This is a genomic window from Streptomyces sp. NBC_00667, from assembly GCF_036226825.1.
Lineage (GTDB): Bacteria > Actinomycetota > Actinomycetes > Streptomycetales > Streptomycetaceae > Streptomyces.
In genome coordinates this window covers 4182599-4205831 of record NZ_CP109022.1, presented here as the reverse complement: position 1 = coordinate 4205831, position 23233 = coordinate 4182599, and the positions used below count along the sequence as shown (strand labels likewise).

The window sequence follows — 23233 nt, the reverse complement described above, 5'->3', positions numbered from 1 at the left end:
GCCATGGTGAATGCCGGGCGGCGTCCTAAGGTCACGCGGGTGCCCAAGCTCTCTGTCGTCGTGCCGTTCTACAACGTGCAGACATATGCGCCGGACGCCCTGCGGAGTCTCGAACTGAACGCCCGGGAGGATTTCGAGTTCCTCCTCGTGGACGACTGTTCGACGGACGGGACGGCCGCCCTGCTGGAGCGGGCGGCGGACCGGCTGCCCGGCGCCGTACTCCTCGCGCGGGAGGGGAACGGCGGTCTCGCCACGGCGCGCAACACCGGTCTGGACGCGGCGCGCGGGGAGTACCTCGCCTTCCTGGACGGCGACGACTGGCTCGCGCCGGGCCATCTGGCCCGCACCCTGGCCGCGGTCGAGGCGCTCGGCTGCGATTTCGTGCGGACCGACCACGTGCAGGTGACCGGCCGGGCGCGGAGCGTGCAGCGGGTGCCGTTCGGGCCGCAGGCAGTCGTGGCCGGCCCCCGCTCCGCGATCCTGCCCGCCTCGCGGGCGACGGCGGTCGACTATCCGTACGCCTGGGCGGGGATGTACCACCGGCGGCTGCTGGACCGGGGACTGCTGCATTTCACGGACGGGCTGCGGACGGCGGAGGACCGGCCGTGGATCTGGCGGCTGCACCGTGGGGCGAAATCCTTCGCCGCGATCGGGGAAGCCGGAATCTTCTACCGGCGCGGCATTTCCACCTCGCTGACCCAGATCGGGGACGAGCGTCAGCTCGATTTCATTCGCGCATTCGATCAAGTCCTGTCGGATACCGCCACGGACCCGGAATCTGCACTGCTCCTGCCGAAAGCCGTTCGAACGTATTGCGCGATCATCGCCCATCAGATCGGATCCATCGAGAGGTTCGAACCGGCCGTGGCCCGAAAACTCCGCTCACTGAGCGCCGCCGCGCTGACGCGCATGCCCGGCGCGCTGCTGGACCAGGCGCTGGACTCGATGGACGCCGACCGCTCCGCCCTGCTGCGCCGGCTGCGCCGCCGCGCCACCCCTGCGGGGGCCGCCGCGTGAGCGTCACCCAGGTCTTCCTCGCCTCCACCCCGTACGGGACGGCCACCCTCGCGGCGGCCCTCGACGCGAAACGCTTTCCGCCGGCCGGCCGCCGCATCCTGCTGACCAGCAACCACTCCCCCGCCCCCGAGGTCACCCCGGGGCTCACCGCCGTGCCGGGCTTCGCCGCGCTGCGCTCCCGTTTCGACGAGGTGATCGACTGGAACGCCGTCATCGCGCCGCAGCACCCGGGCGTCTGGGCGCCGCGCGAGGAGGACGTGCCGATGTGGGAGCGGCAGTTGCGCGCGCTGTGGGGGCTCGGGGAGGACCGGGTCGAGCTCGTCGTGGAGTCGCTGCAGGTCCCTCCCGCGCAGAGCCTGTGCCGACTGTTCCCCGGCGCCGCAGTCGACGTCTACGCCGACGGGCTGATGAGCTACGGTCCCACCCGCTTCCGGCTCGACCCGCAGATCGGGACGCGGGTGCGGCGGGTGCTGCACCTGGACCTGGTGCCCGGGCTGGAGCCGCTGCTGCTGACGGAGTTCGGGGTCCCCGGGGAACTGGTGCCCACCGCCCACTTCTTGGAGGTGGTGGCCGAACTCGCGTCCTGCGCGCAGCCGGTGCCGGCCGTCGGCGGTGGCCCGGCACTGCTGCTCGGGCAGTACCTGTCGGCGCTGGAGCTGATGTCGGCGGCCGAGGAGGAGGAACTGCACGCGCAGATGGTGCGCGGCGCGTTCGCGCGGGGCCACCGGGAGCTGGTCTTCAAACCGCACCCGAGCGCCCCGGCGCGGTACTCGCTGCGGGCCGAGGTGGAGGCACGGCGGCTGGGGGCGCGGCTGACGGTGATCGGGGAGCCGGTACTGGCGGAGACGCTGTACGAGCGGCTGCGGCCGGCGCTGGTGGTGGGGTGCTTCTCGACGGCGCTGCTCACCGCGGCGACGCTGTACGGGATCCCGGTCGCGCGGACGGGGACGGAGGCCGTGCTGGCCCGCCTGGAGCCCTACCAGAACAGCAACCGGATCCCGCTGACGCTGGTGGACGCGCTGCTGCCGGAGCTGTCCGGGGCCGCGTCCCCCGCCGTGGCGGACGTGGCCGCCCTGGTCGCGGCGGTCGGTTTCACGATGCAGCCGCGCGTCCTCGCGGCGCGGCGCGGGGAGGCACAGACGTACCTCTCGGGGTCGCTGACCCCGCGGACCCGGCGGTACTTCACGCGCCGCCGTCTGACGGTGCTGGGGCTGCCGGGCGGTGTCCCGGCGCGGCTGGCCTTCCTGCCGCGCAACCCGCGGCTGCGCCGGGCGGCCCGCCGCGTGCTGCGCCGTCTGCGCTGAACGGCGGGCGCGGCGACCGGCGCGCGGCGACCGGACCGTCGGCCCGTTGCCCGCCCGTCAGCCGGTGGCGAGCTTGGCGGCGAAGCCCAGGAAGAGGACGCCCGCCGCCGAGGTGGCCCCGGCCGAGAGCCGCTTGCGGCGGCGGAAGGCCGCCGACAGCCGGGTCCCGGTGAATATCAGCGTCGACAGGTACAGGAAGCTCGCCAGCTGCGACAGCGCCCCCAGCAGCAGGAACGACAGCGCGGGGTAGGCGTACCCCGGGTCCACGAACTGCACGAAGAACGAGAGCAGGAACAAGATCGCCTTCGGGTTGAACAGGCTCACCACCAGCGCCCGCCGGTACGGGCGCTCGCCCGGCACCTCCGGCTCGGCCAGGGCCTCCTCCTGCCGGGCCGCCCGGTCGCGCCACATGCCCCACGCGGCCCGCATCATGCCGAGCGCGAGCCACGCCAGGTATCCGGCCCCGAGGAACTTGACCAGGGTGAACACCACCGGGCTGGCCTTGAGCAGCGCCCCGGCCCCGGCGGCGGTGAGGACCATGAGGACGGTGTCACCGGTGAACACCCCGCAGGCGGCCTTGTACCCCTCGCGGACCCCCTTGCGCGCGGCGACCGACAGCACGTAGAGGGAGTTCGGCCCCGGCAGGAGGACGATGAGGACGAGGCCGGCGAGATAGGTCGGCAGATCGGTGACACCCAGCATGGGAGGGAGTGTTTCACGCCGTCCGAACGCCCGGTATCCGTGGTGCGGCCCGTGGAAGCAAGGTCACAGGGTCAGAAGGCGTCCGCGGGGACGTACGTGCCCCACACCTCCCGCAGCGCCCCGCACACCTCCCCCACGGTGGCCCGGGCCCGCAGCGCCTCCTTCATCGGGTAGAGGACGTTCACCGAGGCGTCGGCGGCCGCCGCCCGGAGCCCGTCCAGCGCCGCCGACACCGCCGCCCCGTCGCGTCCCGCGCGCAGCCGCGCCAGCGCCTCGCACTGGCGCGCCTCGATGGCCGGGTCCACCCGCAGCGGCTCGTACCGCTCCTCCTCGGCGAGCGCGAACCGGTTGACGCCGACCACGACCCGTTCGCCCGCCTCCTGCTCCCGCGCGAGGCGGTACGCGTTCCGTTCGATCTCGCCCTTCTGGAACCCGGCCTCGATCGCGGCCACCGCTCCGCCCAGGTCCTCCACGCGCCGCATGAGCGCGAGTACGGCCTCCTCCAGTTCGTCCGTCATCCGCTCCACCGCGTACGACCCCGCGAAGGGGTCCGCCGTGTGCGGTACGTCCGTCTCGTGGGCGAGCACCTGCTGGGTGCGCAGCGCGAGCCGCGCCGACTTCTCCGTGGGCAGCGCGATCGCCTCGTCGAAGGCGTTGGTGTGCAGGGACTGGGTGCCGCCCAGTACCGCGGCCAGCGCCTGGACGGCCACCCGTACGAGGTTCAGTTCGGGCTGCTGCGCGGTCAGCTGGACCCCGGCGGTCTGGGTGTGGAAGCGCAGCATCAGCGACTTCGGGTCCCGGGCCCCGAACTCCTCGCGCATCACCCGCGCCCAGATCCGCCGGGCGGCACGGAACTTGGCGACCTCCTCCAGCAGGGTGGTCCGGGCGACGAAGAAGAAGGACAGCCGGGGGGCGAAGTCGTCGACCGGCATGCCCGCGGCCAGTGCGGTACGGACGTACGCGATCGCGTCGGCCAGGGTGAAGGCGATCTCCTGCGCGGGCGAGGCCCCTGCCTCCGCCATGTGGTAGCCCGAGATGGAGATGGTGTTCCACTTCGGGATCTCGGCCCGGCAGTAGCGGAAGACGTCCGCCGTCAGCCGCAGGGACGGACCGGGCGGGAAGATGTACGTCCCGCGCGCGACGTACTCCTTGAGTACGTCGTTCTGGATCGTCCCGGTGAGCCGGTCGGCCGCGATGCCCTCCTCTTCGGCCACGAGCTGGTACATCAGCAGCAGCAGCGCCGCCGGGGCGTTGATGGTCATGGAGGTCGAGACCCGGTCCAAGGGGATCCCGTGGAAGAGCAGCCGCATGTCCTCGACGGAGTCGACGGCGACGCCGACCTTGCCGACCTCGCCGTGGGCGAGCGGTGCGTCGGAGTCGTGTCCCATCTGGGTCGGCAGGTCGAAGGCCACCGACAGGCCGGTGCCGCCGCCCTCGATCAGGGCCCGGTAGCGGGCGTTGGACTCGGCGGCGGTGCCGAAGCCCGCGTACTGGCGCATCGTCCAGGGCCGTCCGGTGTACATCGTGGGATAGACCCCGCGGGTGTAGGGGTAGTCCCCCGGTGCGCCGAGGCTCGTGGCCGGATCCCAGTCCGCCAGGGCCTCGGGGCCGTAGACCGGCTCGATGGGGATTCCGCTTTCGGTACGTGCTGGGGGACGAACCATGACCACTCCTCCGTGGTGGCGGCCGGCCGGGGGTCACCGCCCGGACCCCGCCGCGACGGGCGCTGGTCACAATGGCGCAACATCGCGGAGGCGTCCGCAACTGTCCACGCCCGTCACGCATCACCTACATACACAACGGAGAACAAACGGGGGACGCCATGAACCGCCAGAGAGCCATAGTCCGCACGCTGGGAATCGCCACCGCCGTCGCGCTCGCCGCGACCGCTTGCGGGCCGCAGAAGTCGGGGGCCGCCGGTTCCCCGTCCTCGGCCGCATCCGCGCCCACGGCGGTCGCTTCACCCTCGGAGTCCGCCACCGACGACGGCAAGGCCGCCTCTCCGTCGGCGTCGGCCTCCTCTTCGACGTCCGCTTCCCCTTCCGCGTCGGCTCCGCAGTCGCCCGGCGTCAAGCCGATCATGGCCAACGGTGACGAGAGCGACCAGATCCGCGAACTCCAGGCACGGCTGCGCCAGCTCAAGCTGATGTCGGTGGCGCCGACCGGCTTCTACGGTTCGAAGACGACCGCGGCCGTCCGTACCTTCCAGTCCGGGCACGGCCTGGAGGCGACGGGCTCGGTGGACGCGGCGACCTGGAAGAAGATCGAGGGCGCCAGCAAGAAGCCGACCGAGGACGAACTCCGTCCGCCGACCACCAACGAGGTGGACGCCCCGGACCCGCGCTGCATGCACGGCCGGGTCATGTGCATCAGCAAGGAGAGCCGCACCCTCGCCTGGATGATCGACGGCAAGATCGTCTCCACGATGGACGTGCGCTTCGGGTCGGAGAACACGCCGACGCGCGAGGGCGAGTTCAAGGTGGAGTGGAAGGCCAAGGACTGGGTGTCGACGATCTACCACACGCCGATGCCCTACTCGATGTTCTTCAGCGAGGGCCAGGCGGTGCACTACTCGTCGGACTTCGCCGCCCGCGGTTACGCCGGGGCCTCGCACGGCTGTGTGAACGTCCGGGACAAGGGGAAGCTGTCGTCCCTGTTCGACCAGGTCCAGGTCGGCGACAAGGTCGTCGTCTACTGGTGAGGACGGTGACCCGGGCCGGGACCGACCGCTTCGGCCGGGGTCTGCGTAGAGGGCGCGGGCGGGGCCGGGGGAACGTGCCCCGCCCGCGCCGGTTGCGCAGAGCCCAGGGGTACGGGGGGAACCCCGGCTCATGCGCGGCCGATGACCAGTCGGCTCGTTATGTACTGCGCCGCCGGGTCGGAAAGTGTTACACCCGGGTGTGGCGGTGTCCGTCAGGCCGGCGTGCGGAAGCCCAGCGCCCCGCCCGGGAGCAGGGTCGGCGCCGGCAGGACGCCTCCCTTGTCACCGCCGGGGGTGCTCGCGCCGGGGCCGGCCGAGCCGCTCTTGGTGGTGCCGCCGGGCCCGTCGAGCAGGTCCGCGCAGTAGTGCGGGATCTGCGCCACGGTCTTGGCGAGCTTGATCAGCTTCTCCCGCCGGTCGCCGGTGAGCCGGCCCGCGCGGTAGTCGCCGCACAGGTCCTTCCCCTGGAGCCGCAGCTCCCCGTCCTTCTTGTCCTTGTCCCTGTCGCCACCGTCGGTGGAGCTGCCGTCGGTGGCGCCGGACGTGCCGCCGGTGAAGTCGTTGCGGCCGCCGGAGCCGTCCGTGCCCGTGCCGGCGGTGCCGGTGCCCGCCGGGCCCGGGGTGGAGCCGGGGACGCCGGGGTCCTTGCGCCCCTCCGTGCCCGGGAGCCGCGAGGCGCCCGGGGAGGGTGCGGCGCCCTCGCGGTCCCGAAGCGGGGTCGGCTGCGGGCCGGGCGTGGGGGCCGTGACGTCGCCGGACGGTGTCGGATCCGCGTCGGCGCTGACCGAGACGGCCGGCCCCGGAGCAGCGGAATCGTGGGTGGAGCCGTCCAGCAGGCCGCTGGCCGCCGCCGCGAGGCCGCCGACCGCGACGCTCGCCAGTGCGGCCGCGAGACCGAAGCGCAGCGGGGCGGACCGGCGCCGCTGCGCGGGTGTCCGTACGAGCGGTGCGGGCGACAGGTCGATGAGGGGTTCGCGGGCGTCAGCCGCCGCGTGCGGATCCACGTCCGTGAGCCTCGCGGGGGCGGCGTGGAACGTGCGGAAGGCGGCCAGCGCGGCGGCCTCGCCGGGCAGCTCCCGCCCGGCGGGCGCCGGGGCCAGTGCCGCGAGGGCAGCGCGCAGCCGTGCGGCGTCGGCCCGGGCCTGCTCGTCGGCGTCCGGCCCGACCGGCGGTTCGCCGCGCAGCAGTCGTTCCGCCGCGGCTCTGTCCAGCCACCTGTTGCGCTCGTCGGCCATCACATGTCCTTCTGCGTCCGCCAACGTGAATGCGTCACACCGGTTTGTTCCACGAGGCCCGCGCCCCGGCCGCGCTGCGCCGGTACGGCGTCGAGATCGCGCACGCCCGCGCCGCTCCGTGGCGGGCTCCCGGCATTATGACCGAAAGGGAGGGCCGCTCCGGTGTCCACCGCGTCCCGGCCGGCGCCGCCGTTCCCGTCCGCGGCGGCCGCGAGCTCCGTGCCCAGCAGTTCCGCCAGCTTCTTGAGTCCCCGATGGGCTGCGGTGCGTACGGCGCCGGGCCGCTTGCCGAGCGTCTCGGCGGCGCTCTTCGCGTCCAGGCCTACGACGACGCGCAGGACGACGGCCTCGGCCTGGTCCTGCGGCAGCTGCGCTATCAGCGCCATGGTCGAGCTGGTCGAGAGCGACTCCATCGCCGCGACCGCGGTGTCGCTGTCGGCGGCATGGCCGGTGAGTTCGCTGTCGTCCCCGCCGATGGCGGGGCGGCGGCCGCGCATGCGGATGTGGTCGAGGGCCCGGTTGCGGGCGATCCGGGCGGCCCAGCCCCGGAACCGGTCGGCGTCGCCGGTGAAGGAGTCGAGGTCGCGGGCGATCTGCAGCCAGGCCTCGGACGTGACGTCCTCCGCGTCGCCGTCGCCGACGAGCGTGCGTACGTATCCGAGCAGGCGCGGGTGCACGGCGCGGTACACAGTACGGAACGCGTTCTCGTCGCCGTCTTGTGCCGCGAGCACCGCGGCGGTCAGCTCCGCGTCGTCCCCCAGCAAAGTCCCCAACCCGTTCACTGTCCTGTACGTGTGGCGCAAATCCGCACGTTACGGCTTTCAAGTACGTCTCGTCCACGCGTTGTACAACCAGCAACCAACCCTGTGCGGAGCGGGGTGTGACAGAAAACGCATCCGGGGCGCTGACATGAGTACGGGCTTGTCGCACGAGCCCGTGTCGGACGGCGACCGGGGCCTCTCCTGTGGGGGGTGGCGGCCTCGGTCGTCTTCCCCTGTTCGTCCTGGTCATGCATGCCAGGCGTCATCCTTTCGGCTCACTTCCGGGTGAAATCCGCGAATCGGCACGCCACACGGTGCCCGGCATCGCTAGCGTGGCGGTACACCCGCGCCGCGCCCCGAGGAGCCCCCCGCTGTCCAGCCACTTTCCGGCACAGGCCAAAGGGAGCACCTCCTTGGGGGCCCCTCCCGGAGGGAGCCCGGGGGAGAAGTCTCGGGGAAGCTCCGGCGTTCCGGTACCCACAAGCGACCACGGCTCGGGGCTCGCCCGGTTCAACTCCCTGCCGCACGACACGGCCCAGACGGCCCTGCTGCACTGCTGCGGCAGCGGGCGCTGGGCCCACCGGCTGGCCACCCACCGCCCCTACCCCGACCGCGCCGCGCTGCTGGCGGCGGCGGACGAGGCCTCGTACGACCTCTCGCAGAGCGACCTGACGGGCGCGCTGGCCCGCGAGTGCTCGGCGGAACTGGGGCACGGCGCGCCGTACGCCGCGCTCCTCGCGCTGGACGCGGCGCGGGCGGAGTACGAACGGACCTTCGGCCACGCCTTCGTGATCTGCCTGGACGGGCATCCGCCGGAGGAGCGGGCGGACGTGCTGCTGGCCGCGATCCGGCGGCGGATGGCCCACGAGACGGACGAGGAGCGGGCGATCTCGGCGGACGAGCTGCGGCGCCTCGCGCAGGCCCGGCTCGTGCGGCTGCTGGACCGGCTGCCGGCCCTCATGACCGGGCCGGTCCCGCCCGACGGTCCGCCGGCGGCTGATTTCGGGCTATTTGCCCCTGTGGGATAGCCCGTCCGTGCCTGTTTGATCACACCGATGGACCCGGCGCAAGGGAACCGACAAAGCGTCGCTACGATGTCCGGGGCCGGTGGACCGTACCCGGCCGGGCCCGACCGACAAAGAAGCCGGCTGGCCCCCGCCCCGCTTCCGGAGGGTTTTCCGTGCCGGCTGGAACGTTGTACCGCGGCCGGGAAGGAATGTGGTCCTGGGTGGCTCATCGAGTCACCGGCGTCCTCATCTTCTTCTTCCTGTTCGTACACGTCCTCGACACCGCTCTCGTCCGCGTCTCCCCCGAGGCGTACGACGATGTCGTGGCTACCTATAAGACTCCGATCGTCGCGCTGCTGGAGTACGGCCTCGTGGCCGCCATCCTCTTCCACGCGCTCAACGGTCTGCGTGTGATCGCCGTGGACTTCTGGTCCAAGGGCCCCCGTTACCAGAAGACGATGTTCTGGTGGGTCGGGGGCATCTGGATCGTGCTGATGGCCGGAGCTGTTTACCCGGTCCTGCACCACGCCTACCTCGAACTGTTCGGGAAGTGACACGCATGTCTTCTGACACTTCTTCCGCCCAGGCCATCGGCGCCGTAGAGGGCGTCTCCCTCTACGACGTCGAGAACCCGGCGCCGTACATCGAGGCCCCGCGCAAGCGCACCGGCAAGACGCCGCGCTCGACCCGCGGCAACTTCGAGATGGCCGCGTGGCTCTTCATGCGCCTGTCGGGCATCGTCCTGGTGGTGCTGGTCATCGGCCACCTGCTCATCCAGCTGGTGCTGGACGGCGGCGTCACCAAGATCGGTTTCGCCTTCGTGGCGGGCCGCTGGGCGTCCCCGTTCTGGCAGGTCTGGGACCTGCTGATGCTGTGGCTGGCCATGCTGCACGGCTCCAACGGTCTGCGTACGGTCATCAACGACTACGCGGAACGCCCGGGCACGCGGCTGTGGCTGAAGGGCCTGCTCTACACCGCCACGGTGTTCACCATCCTTCTGGGCACGCTGGTGATCTTCACCTTCGACCCGAACATCCGCTAGGCACGGGCTGAGGCGAATCGACTCATGAAGATCCACAAGTACGACACCGTCATCGTCGGCGCCGGTGGCGCCGGCATGCGCGCCGCCATCGAGGCGACGAAGCGCAGCCGCACCGCCGTGCTGACGAAGCTCTACCCCACCCGCTCCCACACGGGCGCCGCGCAGGGCGGCATGGCCGCCGCGCTCGCCAACGTGGAGGACGACAACTGGGAGTGGCACACCTTCGACACGGTCAAGGGCGGTGACTACCTGGTCGACCAGGACGCCGCCGAGATCCTGGCGAAGGAGGCCATCGACGCGGTCCTCGACCTGGAGAAGATGGGCCTGCCGTTCAACCGCACCCCGGACGGCACCATCGACCAGCGCCGCTTCGGCGGCCACTCCCGCAACCACGGCGAGGCGCCGGTCCGCCGGTCCTGCTACGCCGCGGACCGCACCGGACACATGATCCTCCAGACGCTGTACCAGAACTGCGTCAAGGAGGGCGTGGAGTTCTTCAACGAGTTCTACGTCCTGGACCAGCTCCTGGTCGAGGAGGACGGCGTCAAGAAGTCGGCCGGCGTGGTCGCGTACGAGCTCGCCACCGGCGAGATCCACGTGTTCCAGGCGAAGTCCGTCATCTACGCCTCCGGCGGCACCGGCAAGTTCTTCAAGGTGACCTCCAACGCGCACACCCTCACGGGTGACGGCCAGGCGGCCTGCTACCGCCGCGGCCTGCCGCTGGAGGACATGGAGTTCTTCCAGTTCCACCCGACGGGCATCTGGCGCATGGGCATCCTGCTGACGGAGGGCGCCCGTGGTGAGGGCGGCATCCTCCGCAACAAGGACGGCGAGCGCTTCATGGAGAAGTACGCGCCGGTCATGAAGGACCTCGCGTCCCGTGACGTCGTCTCGCGCTCCATCTACACCGAGATCCGCGAGGGCCGCGGCTGCGGTCCGGCCGGTGACCACGTGTACCTGGACCTGACGCACCTGCCGCCGGAGCAGCTCGACGCGAAGCTCCCGGACATCACCGAGTTCGCGCGTACGTACCTTGGCATCGAGCCGTACACGGACCCGATCCCGATCCAGCCCACCGCGCACTACGCCATGGGCGGCATCCCGACCAACGTCGAGGGTGAGGTCCTGGCGGACAACACCACCGTCGTCCCGGGCCTGTACGCGGCCGGCGAGGTCGCCTGTGTCTCCGTGCACGGCGCGAACCGTCTGGGCACCAACTCGCTGCTGGACATCAACGTCTTCGGCAAGCGCTCGGGCATCGCCGCGGCCGAGTACGCGCACGAGAACGACTACGTCGAGCTGCCCGAGAACCCGGCGCAGCAGGTCATCGACCTGGTCGAGCGGCTGCGTTCCTCCACGGGCAACGAGCGGGTCGCGGACCTGCGCCTGGAGCTCCAGGAGACGATGGACGCGTGCGTGATGGTGTTCCGTACGGAGCAGACCATCAAGACCGCGGTCGAGAAGATCGCGGAACTGCGCGAGCGCTACAAGAACGTGTCCGTCCAGGACAAGGGCAAGCGCTTCAACACGGACCTGCTGGAAGCCATCGAGCTGGGCAACCTGCTCGACCTGGCTGAGGTCATGGCCGTGTCCGCGCTGGCGCGCAAGGAGTCCCGCGGCGGTCACTACCGCGAGGACTACCCGAACCGCGACGACGTCAACTTCATGCGCCACACCATGGCGTACCGCGAGGTCGGCGACGACGGTAAGGACAGCGTCCGGCTGGACTACAAGCCCGTCGTCGTCACCCGCTACCAGCCGATGGAGCGTAAGTACTGATGGCCACCCCGACCCTGTCCAAGACGGACGCGATGGAGGCCGCGGCCGCGGCCTCGCCCTTCATCACGGTCACGTTCCGGATCCGCCGCTTCAACCCCGAGATCTCGGACGAGGCGCAGTGGCAGGACTTCCAGATCGAGATCGACCCGAAGGAGCGCGTGCTCGACGGTCTCCACAAGATCAAGTGGGACCTCGACGGCACGCTGACCTTCCGCCGCTCGTGCGCGCACGGCATCTGCGGCTCCGACGCGATGCGGATCAACGGCAAGAACAGGCTCGCCTGCAAGACGCTGATCAAGGACATCAACCCGGAGAAGCCCATCACCGTCGAGGCCATCAAGGGCCTCACGGTGATGAAGGACCTCGTGGTCGACATGGAGCCCTTCTTCCAGGCCTACCGCGACGTCATGCCGTTCCTGGTGACGACGGGCAACGAGCCGACGCGCGAGCGCCTGCAGTCCGCCGAGGACCGCGAGCGCTTCGACGACACCACCAAGTGCATCCTGTGCGCCGCGTGCACGTCCTCGTGCCCGGTGTTCTGGAACGACGGCCAGTACTTCGGCCCGGCGGCGATCGTCAACGCGCACCGCTTCATCTTCGACTCGCGTGACGAGGCCGGCGAGCAGCGGCTGGAGATCCTGAACGACAAGGACGGCGTGTGGCGCTGCCGCACGACCTTCAACTGCACCGACGCGTGCCCGCGTGGCATCGAGGTCACGAAGGCCATCCAGGAAGTCAAGCGGGCGCTGATCACCCGCCGCTTCTGATCCTTTGACGCGCCGGACTCCGTCCGGCGGTCCCGGCTGAGACCGCCGGCCGTCTGAGGCCCGTGCCCCCTTGAGGGGGTGCGGGCCTTTGCCGTTGCCGAAGCGAGGGCGTGGACGGCCCCTCGGTGGGCCCGTCGTAGTGCTGCCGCATTCCGCCTCGAACCGCACCCTCCACCACCCTTGAACCTGTTCAAAAAGAGGACTAGAGTCAGCGACGTCAGCAGTTGAACACGTTCAAAGGGGCTGGGCCATGGATCTCACCGTGGTTGCGTACGTCATCTACCTGGTCATCAGCATCGGGCTCACCGTCTGGGTCGCCCGGACCCTGACGCGCAACGGGCGGGTCTTCATCGCCGATGTGCTCCAGGGCAACGAGAAGCTCGCCGACGCCGTGAACCACCTGCTGGTCGTCGGGTTCTACCTGGTGAACATCGGCTTCGTGACCCTCTACCTGCGCTCGGCCGACACCATCCAGGAGGCCCGGGGGCTGTTCGAGGCGCTCTCGGTGAAGCTCGGCGTCGTCCTGCTCGTGCTCGGCGTGATGCACCTCGGCAACGTGTGGGTGCTCAACAAGATGCGCCGCCGCGGCATCATGGAGCGCCAGCAGACCCCGCCGGTCGCCCCCCAGGGGTGGACCGCCCCGGCCGGGGCCTGAGCCCCCGTGGCCGGCGCGACCGCACCGATCCGGCACCTGACCGTGCTCTACGACGCGCACTGCCCGCTGTGCGTGCACATCCGGCACTGGCTCCTCGGACAGCGGTGGCTCGTGCCGCTGCGGCTGGTCCCCGCCGGATCGTACGGGGCCCGGCAGCGGTTCCCCGGCCTGGACCACGCGGCGACGCTGCGCCGGATCACCGTGGTCGGGGACACCGGCCAGATCTGGACCGGCACCGACGCCTTCATCGTGTGCCTGTGGGCCCTGGCCGAGCACCGGCCGAGGGCCAACTGGCTGGCCACCCCCGCGGGCCGCCCCTTCGCCCGCGCCGCCATGTACACCGCCTCCGCCTGGCGGGCCGCGGTCCGTACCAACGGCGGTGCGGGGGCGGAAGAACCGGCCTGTGACGACCACTGCGCCGTACCCCGATAGGGTCGTACACCGTGACCGACCAGAAGGCTCCGAAGAGCGAACAGACCCGCACCCTCATCCTCGAAACCGCCCTCCGCCTGTTCCAGGAGCGCGGGTTCGACAAGACGACGATGCGGGTCATCGCCAAGGAGGCGGGGGTCTCGGTCGGCAACGCGTACTACTACTTCGCTTCGAAGGAACACCTGGTCCAGGGGTTCTACGACCGGATCGGCGCCGCCCACCAGGCGGCGGTCCGGCCGATCCTGGACAACGAGAGCGACTTGCAGAAGCGGCTGGCGGGCGTCCTGACCAGCTGGCTGGACATCGCGGCCCCGTACCACGAGTTCGCCTCGCAGTTCTTCAAGAACGCCGCCGACCCGGAGAGCCCGCTCAGCCCCTTCTCGCCCGAATCGGAACCCGCGCGCAAGGCGGCGATCGACATGCACCGCGAGGTGCTGGCGGGCGCGAAGACGAAGGTACCGGAGGAACTGGCCGACGTACTGCCCGAGCTGATGTGGCTCTCGCAGATGGGGCTGGTCCTGTACTGGGTCTTCGACCGCTCACCGGACAGCGAGAAGACCCGCCGGCTCGCCGAGCGCGGCGCGCAGCTCACGACGCGGGGCATCGTCCTCGCCCGGTTCCGGGTGCTGCGGCCGCTGGTGCGCGAGGTGCACGAACTGTTCGCGGACTTCCTGCCGGGCATGGCCCAGACCGCGGTCTCCCGCAAGAAGCGCGCCTCCGACCCGTATCCGGAGGAGACGTCCTAGTCCGCGGGAGTCACGGTCCGCGGGAGTCCTGGTCCGCGGGAGACGGCAGGGACGGCCTGAGGCCGTCTCTTCCTAGAGCCAGTTGAGTTCCGACAGGCGCCACACGCCCGTCCCGTCGGACAGGTACTGCGCTCCCCCGACGGCCTCGCGGGACATCACGTAGTCCTTCTTCTGCCAGATCGGCAGGATCGGGACCTGCTGCGAGACCAGCTTCTGGAGCTCGCGGAAGTCGGGGGCCGCCTCGCCCCGGGTCGAGTGGCCGCGGGTGCGGGCGATCAGGTCGTCCACGGCCTTGTCGGAGTAGCCGTTGTTCATGCTGGAGCCGGTGGCGACGAGCGGCGCGAGGAAGTTGTCCGCGTCCGGGAAGTCGGCGATCCACCCCAGGGTGTAGGCGTCGAACTCGCCGGCCGCGTACTGCTTCTGGTAGTCCTGGAACGTGGCGACCGTCTTGATCTTCAACTGGAACAGGCCGGTCGCCGACAGCTGCTTGGCGATCGCGTCGGCCTCCTGCACGTTGGCGCCCCGCTCGTTGACACCCAGGGTCAGCGAGACGGGCGTGGTGATCCCGGCGTCCTTGAGGATCTTCTTCGCCGCCGCCTCGTCGGGCTTGGGGTAGGTGTCGAAGAACGGCGTGCTGTGCCCGGCGACTCCGGCCGGCACGAGCGAGTAGAGCGGGGTGACCGTGCCCTTGTGGATGTCGGCGGCCAGCTTGGAGCGGTCCAGCAGGGCGGCGATGGCCTGGCGCACGGCGGGCCGGGCGGTGGCCGATCCGGGCCGCACGTTGAAGATCATGATGCGGGTCTCGGTACCGCCGGAGACCTGGTAGCGGGTGTCCTGCAGGCCGGGGCCGAGGCCGGCGAGCACCTCGGGCGGCATGTCGCGGTGGGCGACGTCGATCTTCCGGTCCGTCCAGGCCTTGTTGAGTTCCGCGGAGCCCTTGAAGTACTTGACGGTGACGCCCGCGAGGGCCGGCTTGGCCTGGCCCTTGTACGTCGGGTTGGGCCTCAGCTCGGCGCTCGCGCCGGCCTCGTAGCCGGCGAGGGTGAAGGGGCCCGAGCCGTCGACCTTGTCCCCCTCGCGCAGGGCCTTGGCCGGGTACGCGTCCTTGTCGACGATCGAGGCCGCGCCCGTCGCGATCTTGAAGGGGAAGGTGGCGTCGGGAGCCTTGAGGGTGAAGGTGACGGTGCCGCCGTCGGCCTTGACCGACGCCAGGGTGTCGAAGAGCGAGGCCGGACCCTGGTCGGCGTTGATCGCCTTGATCCGGTCGAAGGAGTACTTGACGTCCTCGGCGGTGACGGCACGCCCGTTGGAGAACTTCACCTCCGGACGGAGGCGGCACTGGTACGTGGTGAGCTGCTGCCCGACGAACGCGCAGTCGGAGGCCGCGTCCGGTACCGGCGTGTCCGAGCCGGGCTTGATGGTCAGCAGCGACTGGTAGACGTTGCTGAACAGGGCCCAGGACCCCGCGTCGTACGCCCCGGCCGGGTCGAGGCTGGAGACCGAATCGCTGGTGCCGACCCTGATCGCGCCGCGGCCTTCGCCGTCGGGCAGGAGCTGCCAGGCCGCGATGCCCGCGGCCGCCGCGAGGACGAGACCGGCCGCAATGACCCCAGGTCTGACAGACCCCATCCTCTGACCCCGCAATTCACGTTAGGCGCACCGATTATCGGTCAGCCAATCACGGAATATCAGCCACCGGAAGGCCCGCGATGCCTGCTCAAGCCTGGTATGAGGCGAGTTCGACCACAGTGATGTCCGACGGAGCGCCCACCCGGACGGGCGGTCCCCAGGCACCCGCTCCGCGCGACACGTACAGCTGTGTGTCCCCGTAGCGTTCGAGTCCGGCGACGGTGGGGTTGGCGAGTTCGGCGATGTAGTTGCCCGGCCAGAGCTGGCCCCCGTGGGTGTGGCCGGAGAGCTGGAGGTCGACGCCGTGCCGGACGGCGTCGTGGATGACGATCGGCTGGTGGGCCAGGAGCACGGCGGTCCGGCTGCGGTCGCGGTCGCCGAGGGCCGCCTGGAAGTCGGGGCCGTGGCCCTCGCCCTCCCCCTGGACGTCGTTGACCCCGGCGAGGTCGAAGTACGGCAGGGCGCGGCGGGCGTTCTCCAGCGGCTGGAGGCCGAGCTCGCGCACGTGGTCGATCCACTGCTGCGCGCCGGAGAAGTACTCGTGGTTGCCGGTGACGAAGAAGGAGCCGTGCCGGGCCCTGAGTCCGCGCAGCGGTTCGGCGGCCGGGCCGAGGTCGTGCACGTTGCCGTCCACGAGGTCGCCGACGACGGCGATGAGGTCGGGCTGGGTGCGGTTGACGGTCTCCACGATGCGGGCGGTGTGCGCCCGGCCGAGGATCGGGCCGAGGTGGACGTCGCTGACGACCGCGATCCGGAAGCCGTGCGCCGCGCGGGGCAGCCGGGCGAGGGGCACCTGCACGCGCTTGACGCGCGGGCCGCGCAGCACCCCGTACGTCCCGGCGCCGACGGTGGCGAGGGCCGCGGCCGCCGCGGCCCCGCCGACGGTACGGGCGACGAACCGCCGCCGGGTGAAGTCGACGGGGGCGGGAGCGGGGGCGGCCTCCGGCCCGGACCCCGGCGGGGACGACGGCTCCGGCCCGGGCTCCGGGGACACGGCGGCCGGTACGGGCGCCGGCACCGGCGCGGGCGTACGCGCCGCGGTCCGGCGCAGCCACAGCCGGCGCACCGGCTCGGCCACCAGCATCGCCATCGTCAGGTACAGCAGCACCGCCAGCCACATGAACCCCGGCCAGGCCACCGCGCGCTGGAGCCAGAACGGCGCCCCCGCGTGCCCCGCCACCAGCGCCGTGACCGCGAGCACCGGCAGGGCGAAGGCGAGCACGGTCCCCGCCCTGCGCGCGGGACCACCCGGTCGGGTGGTGTCACGGACCAGCCGGGCCCACAGCCACCGGTGCACCAGGGCCAACAGGAGCAGCACCGCGAGCGCGACCACCGCGAGGACGAATACGGTCATCGTGACTCACGCCGCAGCGCCCGCACACCACGCAACCCGATCACCCCAACGGCCGTCCCCAGGAGAAAGGACGTGACCGCGAGGAGAAGGTGGACCCAGAAGTACGCCGTAGGGTCCCCGGCCGCGTCGAAGGACAGGCCGCTTCCGTTCTTCCACAGATTCCGGACGAAGGTCACCCAGATGAACCAGCTCCACACTCCGAAGGCGAGCAGGAACCAGGAGGCGGCGCGGCTGAGTTTCATGCCCTCAGTATCGGTTTCCTCGCCCGTACCGACGCGCCGGGGTGGGCTGTACCGGCGTCGGATGCGGCGGGTTGACCTCCGCGCGGCTGCCGTCAGCCCATCGGGATGTACTTTCACCTGCGTGTCTGCCAAGAAGACCGCCCTGACGGTCCTTTCCGCCGCACTCCTGGTCCCCGCGATGCTCTCGGCGCCCGCACACGCCCGCCCGGCGGTTCCGTCGGCGCCGCCGGCGGACGGGAAGGGCAAGCTTCCCAGGTCCGCCGCACCGCCCTCGTCGATGTCCAGCGTCGGCGGCGCCGCGCTGGGGCAGCCCGGCACCCAGGTGAACCTGCTGCCCGGGGCCCCGGCCCTGCCGGCGAACCTCACGGGGCGGTCCTGGATCGTGGCGGACGCCGACACCGGCGAGGTGCTGGCCGCGCACAACGCGCACTGGCGGCTCCCGCCGGCCTCCACGATGAAGATGCTGTTCGCGGACACGGTGCTGCCGACCCTGCCCAAGGACCAGGTGCACAAGGTGACCGAGGAGGAGATGGCCGACGTCGGCGCGGGCAGCAGTCTGGTCGGGGTCAAGGAGGACGCCGAGTACACCGTCCACGACCTGTGGCTCGGGGTCTTCCTCCGTTCGGGCAACGACGCGGTGCACGTGCTGTCGGCGATGAACGGCGGCATCGAGAAGACCGTCAAGGACATGCAGGCGCACGCCGAGGAGCTCCAGGCCCTCGACACCCACGTGGTCTCCCCCGACGGGTACGACGCCCCCGGCCAGGTGTCGAGCGCCTACGACCTGACCCTCATCGCCCGCTCCGGGCTCCAGAAGAAGGACTTCCGGGAGTACTGCGGCACTGCGAGCGCGCAGTTCCCCGGTGGCCGGCAGCTGGGCAAGGCGCGCGACTCCTTCGAGATCCAGAACACCAACCGGCTGATGACCGGCGCGGGCGGCATCTCCCCCTACAAGGGCATCGCCGGGGTGAAGAACGGCAACACCAGCATGGCCGGTTCCACCTTCACCGGCGTGGCGAAGCGCGGCGAGAAGAGCCTGCTGGTCACGGTGATGGACCCGGGCGCCGGTGGGATCAACTCGGTGTACGAGGAGACCGCAGAACTCTTCGACTGGGGCTTCTCGGCGGTCGGGAAGGTCAAGCCGGTCGGTGAGCTGGTGCCGCCGAAGAGTGCGGACACCAAGTCGAAGGGGGCGCCCGCCCTGTCGCACGAGCAGAGCCGGGCGGCGGCCGGCGGTGACCCGGGCGACAGCGGGCTCGGTACCGCGCTGGGCATCGCGGGCGGGGCGCTGGCCGCGCTGGCGGGCGGCGCGTTCGCCTTCAACCGGCGGTGGCCGCTCGGCCGGCGCGGGCGCCGGCCGGCGGACGAGGAGCTGTTGTAGGGACGGGGAGCCGGTATAGGGACGGGGAGCCGGTGTCGGGGACGAGGGGCTGGTGGGGGAACGGGGCTGGTGGGGGCCTTCGGCCCTCAGGCCCGCTCGGCCACGGGCGCCTCGTGCGTGTCGCCCGGCTGCTCGGCGCGGTCGTCGTCCCGGGTGGCCGTCCAGGCGGCGCAGAACAGCAGCAGCTTCGCCGTGAAGTTGATCCAGAGCAGCAGGGCGATCGGCACGCCGAAGGCCCCGTACATGCTCTTCCCGGCGACCTCCCGGATGTAGCCGCTGAGCAGCAGTTTCAGCAGCTCGAAACCGGCCGCGCCGATGAGGGCCGCCTGGATCAGGCGCCCGCGCGGCGGGTGGACCCCGGGGAGCAGGGTCAGGAGGTAGAGCAGCAGCAGGAAGGCGGCCAGGACGCTGACGAGGAAGGCGCCCGTACGCAGGACCACGCCGCCCGCGCCGTGCCGGGGGACGCCGAGCACGTCGCCGAACTTGCCGACCGCGCTGGAACCGATGATCGAGGCGGTGGCCGAGGCCAGGCCGGCGCCGCCGAGGCCGAGCAGTACCAGCGCGTCCTTGCCCTTGCGGACGACGGGATTGCCCTGGTCCTCGTCGTCCTTCCGCCAGACGGCGCGCAGGCAGTCGCGCATCGAGCCGACCCAGCCGATGCCGGTGAAGAGCAGCAGGCCGCCCGCCACGAGGCCGACGGTGCCCGCGTTGGCGACGAGTCCGTTGAGGTCGAGCTGGTCGGAGATGCCGGGGACCTGGTGGGCCAGGTTCTGCTGGAGGCGGTCCAGCTGCTCCTGGCTGAGGAGTGCCGCGCCGATGGCGGCGGCCACCGTGATCAGCGGGAACAGTGCGAGGAAGCTGATGAAAGTGATCGCCGCTGCGAGCCGGGTCCAGTGGACGCGGTCGAGCCGCTCGTACGAGTGCCAGGCGTGCGTACGCATCAGGGCGGCCGCCAGCGGCCCGATCACCGGGATCTTCGTCAGCCAGTCCATGGGGTCACCGTAAATGGGATGCCGGAAATAGCCGGATTTGCACCGCTAGGGGACTACGGTCGTCGATTGTGACTTTTCGCCAAGCGCACTCGATGGGACGGCCGTTTCACGCCCTGGTCCTACGGAGGCTCAGGTTCCGCACCTTCCAGGCCCTGCGGCCCCTCCGTCAGGAGCGCCGTATGGCCGCCCCGGCCGCCTCGTTCGCCGGACCCGACTGCGCCGGGAGGCCCGCCGGGCCGGGGCCGAAAGGGTACTCGCGCAGCTTCCGCCAGACGCCGTCCGAGCCCTGCTCGTAGAGCGCGAAGCCTTCGCACAGCCACTCGGCGCAGTAGTCGGCGAGCGTACTGAACGCCACGTCCATCGCTTCCTCGGAGATCCCGTGGGCGACGGTGACGTGCGGGTGGTACGGGAACGCCAGCTCGCGCTCCAGCGGCCCCTCGGGGTCGCGGAGCCGGCCCTGGAGGAGGGTGCAGCCGGAGCCGCCCTCCACCACCTTGACGAAGACGACCGGCGAGAGCGGGCGGAAGGTTCCCGTGCCCTCCAGCCGCATCGCGAAGGCGCGGAAGCCCGCCGCGACCTCGGCGAGGTGGGCCCGGATCGCCGGGAGCCGGTCGGCGGCGACCTCGGTGGGCGGGACGAGGGTGACGTGCGTGGGGATGCCGTGCGCGGCGGCGTCCCCGAAGCCCGCGCGCAGCTCCTGGAGGCGGCTGCCGTACGGCTCCGGGACCGCGATCGAAACGCCGAGCGTTACGGTCCCCACGTGTGTCTCCTCCGTCTGTCGCTTCTGTCTGTCCCCGATGGGGTGGTGCCGCCTCAGTGTGGCGCCACCACCCCCCGGACCGCCAGGGCTCTCGTCGGTCAGTGCTTGGCGGGCAGGAAACCGAGCCGGTCGTACGCCTGGGCCAGGGTCTCGGCGGCGACCGCGCGGGCCTTCTCCGCACCCTTGGCCAGGACGGAGTCCAGCGTCTCCGGGTCGTCCAGGTATTCCTGCGTGCGCTGGCGGAACGGTGTGACGAAGTCGACCATCACGCCGGCGAGGTCCGTCTTGAGCGCGCCGTACCCCTTGCCCTCGTAGGAGGCTTCCAGGGCGGGGATCGACTCGCCCGTGAGGGTGGAGTAGATCGTGAGCAGGTTGCTGACGCCGGGCTTGTTCGCCGTGTCGAAGCGGATCTCGGCCTCGGTGTCGGTGACCGCGCTCTTGATCTTCTTCTCGGTGACCTTGGGCTCGTCGAGGAGGTTGATCAGGCCCTTGGGGGACGACGCGGACTTCGACATCTTGCTGGCCGGGTCCTGGAGGTCGTAGATCTTCGCGACCTCCTTGACGATGTGCGCGGCGGGCAGCGTGAAGGTCGGTCCGAAACGCTGGTTGAAGCGCTCGGCCAGGTCCCGGGTGAGCTCGATGTGCTGGCGCTGGTCCTCGCCGACGGGGACGGCGTTGGCCTGGTAGAGCAGGATGTCGGCGACCTGGAGGATCGGGTACGTGAACAGGCCGACGGTGGCGTTGTTCACGCCGCCCTTGGCGGACTTGTCCTTGAACTGGGTCATCCGGCTGGCCTCGCCGAAGCCGGTGATGCAGTTCATGACCCAGCCGAGCTGCGCGTGCTCGGGGACGTGGCTCTGGATGAAGAGCGTGCAGCGCTCGGGGTCCAGACCGGCGGCGAGCAGCTGCGCGGCGGAGAGCCGGGTGTTCGCGCGGAGGTCCTTCGGATCCTGCGGCATGGTGATCGCGTGCAGGTCGACGACCATGTAGAAGGCGTCGTGCGTTTCCTGCAGGGCGACGTACTGCCGGATGGCTCCGAGGTAGTTCCCGAGGTGGAACGAACCGGAGGTGGGCTGGATGCCGGAGAGCGCGCGAGGACGATCAGAAGCCATGGGTTCATTCTCTCAGGTGCGGGGGCGGGCTCGGGCCCGCCGCTGGCCGGAACCTTCCGGGTCGCGACCCCTGCCCCGCCGAGCCGGCCCCGGTACCGACCGGTAGCGCCCCGACCGGATCCCGCCCCGGCCGAGCGACCGCTTTCCGCTGGTCGTGCGGGCTGGGACGGGACCGCGGGGCGCCCGCACCACACAGCCCCGCCGGCCCCACCCGGCCCCGCCGGCGCTTGAGGCGCGGGTCCGGGCGGAGCCCGGTGCCCGGCGGAGCCGGGTTCCCAGGGGGCTCCGCCCCGGACCCCGCGCCTGCCCCGCGCGGCGGGGCTGGTTCGCCGCGTCAGGAGAGGGGGAGCCCCGGGGCCGGGAAGGCGGCCATGAGGTCCGAGACCTCCGCGCGGATCGCGGTCAGCGTCCGCTCGTCCGCGGAACCGGCCGCGTCGACCGCCCGCGCGATCCAGTCCGCCACCACCGGCATGTGCTCCACCGACAGCCCCCGCGACGTCAGCGACGGCGTCCCGATCCGGATCCCCGACGGGTCGAACGGCTTGCGCGGGTCGAACGGCACCGTGTTGTAGTTCACCACGATCCCCGCCCGGTCCAGCGCCTTCGCCGCCACCTTCCCCGGCACCCCCCGCGAGGTCAGGTCCATCAGGATCAGGTGGTTGTCCGTACCCCCGGACACCAGGTCGAACCCCCGCTCCAGCAACGACGCGGCCAGCGCCTTCGCGTTGGCGACGACCGCGTGCGCGTACGTGACGAAGGCCGGCTGCGCCGCCTCGTGCAGGGCCACCGCGATGCCCGCCGTCGTCTGGTTGTGCGGGCCGCCCTGGAGGCCCGGGAAGACCGCCTTGTCGATGGCCTTCGCGTGCTCCTCCCGGCACATCAGCATCGCGCCGCGCGGACCCCGCAGGGTCTTGTGGGTGGTCGTGGAGATGACGTCCACGTGACCCGCCGGGCTCGGGTGCGCCCCGCCCGCGATCAGGCCCGCGATGTGCGCCACGTCCGCGACCAGGAGGGCGCCCGCCTCCTTGGCGATCGACGCGAAGGCCGCGAAGTCGATCGTGCGCGGGAGCGCGGTACCGCCGCAGAACATGATCTTCGGCCGCTCGGCGAGGGCGAGGTCGCGGACCGCGTCGTAGTCGACGAGCCCGGTGTCGGCGCGGACCCCGTACTGCACGCCCCGGAACCAGGAGCCCGTCGCCGAGACGCCCCAGCCGTGCGTGAGGTGCCCGCCCATCGGCAGCGCCATGCCCATCACCGTGTCGCCCGGCCGGGCGAAGGCCAGGTACACGGCCAGGTTCGCCGGGGAACCGGAGTACGGCTGCACGTTCGCGTGGTCGACGCCGAACAGGCCCTTGGCCCGCTCGACGGCGAGGGCCTCGACGCGATCGATGTTCTGCTGGCCCTCGTAGTAACGGCGGCCCGGGTAGCCCTCGCTGTACTTGTTCTGCAGGACGGTGCCGGAGGCCTCCAGCACCGCCGCCGACACGTAGTTCTCGCTCGGGATGAGGCGGAGCGTCTGCGCCTGGAGGGTTTCCTCGGCCGCGACGAACGACGCCAGCTCGGGGTCGGTCGCGGAAAGGGCGGGATGGCGGCGCGCTGTCATGGCGGTCCTCCG

The 23233-nt window shown here is 71.3% G+C and carries 23 protein-coding genes; 12 read left to right on the top strand and 11 right to left on the bottom strand.

The features are described from left to right. Positions 1 to 39 precede the first annotated feature (39 nt). Both OHA81_RS19630 and OHA81_RS19625 read left to right on the top strand, forming a co-directional pair. Positions 40 to 1017 (top strand): glycosyltransferase family 2 protein, encoded by a 978-nt coding sequence (locus tag OHA81_RS19630; RefSeq protein WP_329197702.1) that lies wholly within the window; start codon positions 40 to 42, stop codon positions 1015 to 1017. Beyond that, entirely contained in the window at positions 1014 to 2321 is a 1308-nt protein-coding gene (locus tag OHA81_RS19625; RefSeq protein WP_329197701.1) for a polysialyltransferase family glycosyltransferase, read from the top strand. The genes OHA81_RS19630 and OHA81_RS19625 overlap by 4 nt, the downstream gene beginning before the upstream one ends. Before the next feature lie 57 nt (positions 2322 to 2378). Here the strand turns inward: OHA81_RS19625 and leuE are convergent, their stop codons facing one another. Together leuE and OHA81_RS19615 are read right to left on the bottom strand one after the other, a co-directional pair. Then, positions 2379 to 3023: a leucine efflux protein LeuE gene (leuE, locus tag OHA81_RS19620; protein WP_329197700.1), complete on the bottom strand. Its 645-nt coding sequence runs from the start codon at positions 3021 to 3023 to the stop codon at positions 2379 to 2381. A 71-nt stretch (positions 3024 to 3094) separates the two neighbouring features. Then, complete coding sequence (locus OHA81_RS19615; RefSeq protein ID WP_329197699.1) at positions 3095 to 4687, bottom strand: acyl-CoA mutase large subunit family protein; 1593 nt, start codon at positions 4685 to 4687, stop codon at positions 3095 to 3097. A gap of 158 nt (positions 4688 to 4845) precedes the next feature. Here OHA81_RS19615 and OHA81_RS19610 point away from each other — a divergent pair, with 158 nt between their 5' ends. After that, a complete protein-coding gene (locus OHA81_RS19610) occupies positions 4846 to 5724 on the top strand; it encodes a L,D-transpeptidase family protein (RefSeq protein WP_329197698.1) in 879 nt (292 codons plus the stop codon). A gap of 212 nt (positions 5725 to 5936) precedes the next feature. Here the strand turns inward: OHA81_RS19610 and OHA81_RS19605 are convergent, their stop codons facing one another. Both OHA81_RS19605 and OHA81_RS19600 read right to left on the bottom strand, forming a co-directional pair. Beyond that, positions 5937 to 6959 (bottom strand): hypothetical protein, encoded by a 1023-nt coding sequence (locus OHA81_RS19605; protein WP_329197696.1) that lies wholly within the window; start codon positions 6957 to 6959, stop codon positions 5937 to 5939. Then, positions 6959 to 7723 carry an RNA polymerase sigma factor gene (locus OHA81_RS19600; protein WP_329202389.1) on the bottom strand — a complete coding sequence of 255 codons (765 nt, stop codon included), beginning with the start codon at positions 7721 to 7723 and terminating at the stop codon, positions 6959 to 6961. The genes OHA81_RS19605 and OHA81_RS19600 overlap by 1 nt, the downstream gene beginning before the upstream one ends. Before the next feature lie 410 nt (positions 7724 to 8133). Here OHA81_RS19600 and OHA81_RS19595 point away from each other — a divergent pair, with 410 nt between their 5' ends. From OHA81_RS19595 to OHA81_RS19560, 8 genes are all read left to right on the top strand, one after another. Beyond that, positions 8134 to 8748 carry a 2-oxo-4-hydroxy-4-carboxy-5-ureidoimidazoline decarboxylase gene (locus OHA81_RS19595; protein ID WP_329197695.1) on the top strand — a complete coding sequence of 205 codons (615 nt, stop codon included), beginning with the start codon at positions 8134 to 8136 and terminating at the stop codon, positions 8746 to 8748. 152 nt (positions 8749 to 8900) lie between these two features. Then, positions 8901 to 9281: a succinate dehydrogenase, cytochrome b556 subunit gene (gene sdhC / locus OHA81_RS19590; RefSeq protein WP_329197694.1), complete on the top strand. Its 381-nt coding sequence runs from the start codon at positions 8901 to 8903 to the stop codon at positions 9279 to 9281. 5 nt (positions 9282 to 9286) lie between these two features. After that, positions 9287 to 9769 (top strand): succinate dehydrogenase hydrophobic membrane anchor subunit, encoded by a 483-nt coding sequence (locus tag OHA81_RS19585; protein WP_190183100.1) that lies wholly within the window; start codon positions 9287 to 9289, stop codon positions 9767 to 9769. A 24-nt stretch (positions 9770 to 9793) separates the two neighbouring features. Further along, positions 9794 to 11548 (top strand): succinate dehydrogenase flavoprotein subunit, encoded by a 1755-nt coding sequence (gene sdhA / locus OHA81_RS19580; RefSeq protein WP_329197690.1) that lies wholly within the window; start codon positions 9794 to 9796, stop codon positions 11546 to 11548. Continuing rightward, positions 11548 to 12315 carry a succinate dehydrogenase iron-sulfur subunit gene (locus tag OHA81_RS19575; protein ID WP_329197689.1) on the top strand — a complete coding sequence of 256 codons (768 nt, stop codon included), beginning with the start codon at positions 11548 to 11550 and terminating at the stop codon, positions 12313 to 12315. Before sdhA ends, OHA81_RS19575 begins: the two co-directional genes overlap by 1 nt. Before the next feature lie 250 nt (positions 12316 to 12565). Then, a complete protein-coding gene (locus OHA81_RS19570; protein ID WP_329197687.1) occupies positions 12566 to 12970 on the top strand; it encodes a hypothetical protein in 405 nt (134 codons plus the stop codon). 6 nt (positions 12971 to 12976) lie between these two features. Then, complete coding sequence (locus OHA81_RS19565; RefSeq protein WP_329197685.1) at positions 12977 to 13402, top strand: thiol-disulfide oxidoreductase DCC family protein; 426 nt, start codon at positions 12977 to 12979, stop codon at positions 13400 to 13402. Between the two features lie 11 nt (positions 13403 to 13413). Further along, positions 13414 to 14148 carry a TetR family transcriptional regulator gene (locus tag OHA81_RS19560; protein WP_329197683.1) on the top strand — a complete coding sequence of 245 codons (735 nt, stop codon included), beginning with the start codon at positions 13414 to 13416 and terminating at the stop codon, positions 14146 to 14148. A 72-nt stretch (positions 14149 to 14220) separates the two neighbouring features. Here OHA81_RS19560 and OHA81_RS19555 read toward each other — a convergent pair whose 3' ends face one another. From OHA81_RS19555 to OHA81_RS19545, 3 genes are all read right to left on the bottom strand, one after another. Continuing rightward, positions 14221 to 15777 (bottom strand): ABC transporter substrate-binding protein, encoded by a 1557-nt coding sequence (locus tag OHA81_RS19555; protein ID WP_329197681.1) that lies wholly within the window; start codon positions 15775 to 15777, stop codon positions 14221 to 14223. 88 nt (positions 15778 to 15865) lie between these two features. Further along, on the bottom strand, positions 15866 to 17131 hold the full coding sequence (locus OHA81_RS19550) for a metallophosphoesterase (protein WP_329197679.1): 1266 nt from the start codon (positions 17129 to 17131) through the stop codon (positions 15866 to 15868). Further along, complete coding sequence (locus OHA81_RS19545) at positions 17128 to 17373, bottom strand: SCO4848 family membrane protein (protein WP_136217236.1); 246 nt, start codon at positions 17371 to 17373, stop codon at positions 17128 to 17130. Before OHA81_RS19545 ends, OHA81_RS19550 begins: the two co-directional genes overlap by 4 nt. 121 nt (positions 17374 to 17494) lie before the next feature. Between OHA81_RS19545 and OHA81_RS19540 the strand changes: the two genes are divergently transcribed. Further along, a complete protein-coding gene (locus OHA81_RS19540) occupies positions 17495 to 18754 on the top strand; it encodes a D-alanyl-D-alanine carboxypeptidase family protein (protein WP_329197676.1) in 1260 nt (419 codons plus the stop codon). 86 nt (positions 18755 to 18840) lie between these two features. Here OHA81_RS19540 and OHA81_RS19535 read toward each other — a convergent pair whose 3' ends face one another. The 4 genes from OHA81_RS19535 to glyA all read right to left on the bottom strand — a co-directional run bounded on the left by OHA81_RS19535 (position 18841) and on the right by glyA (position 23221). Further along, the gene (locus tag OHA81_RS19535) at positions 18841 to 19746 is read right to left on the bottom strand and encodes a YihY/virulence factor BrkB family protein (RefSeq protein ID WP_329197675.1); all 906 of its coding nucleotides are present in this window, start codon (positions 19744 to 19746) and stop codon (positions 18841 to 18843) included. Between the two features lie 166 nt (positions 19747 to 19912). Then, on the bottom strand, positions 19913 to 20506 hold the full coding sequence (locus tag OHA81_RS19530; RefSeq protein ID WP_329197673.1) for a 2'-5' RNA ligase family protein: 594 nt from the start codon (positions 20504 to 20506) through the stop codon (positions 19913 to 19915). A gap of 98 nt (positions 20507 to 20604) precedes the next feature. After that, positions 20605 to 21618 (bottom strand): tryptophan--tRNA ligase, encoded by a 1014-nt coding sequence (trpS, locus tag OHA81_RS19525; RefSeq protein WP_329197671.1) that lies wholly within the window; start codon positions 21616 to 21618, stop codon positions 20605 to 20607. 334 nt (positions 21619 to 21952) lie between these two features. Then, positions 21953 to 23221, bottom strand: coding sequence for a serine hydroxymethyltransferase (gene glyA / locus OHA81_RS19520; RefSeq protein ID WP_329197670.1), 1269 nt, complete (start codon positions 23219 to 23221; stop codon positions 21953 to 21955). Between the last annotated feature and the right edge of the window lie 12 nt (positions 23222 to 23233).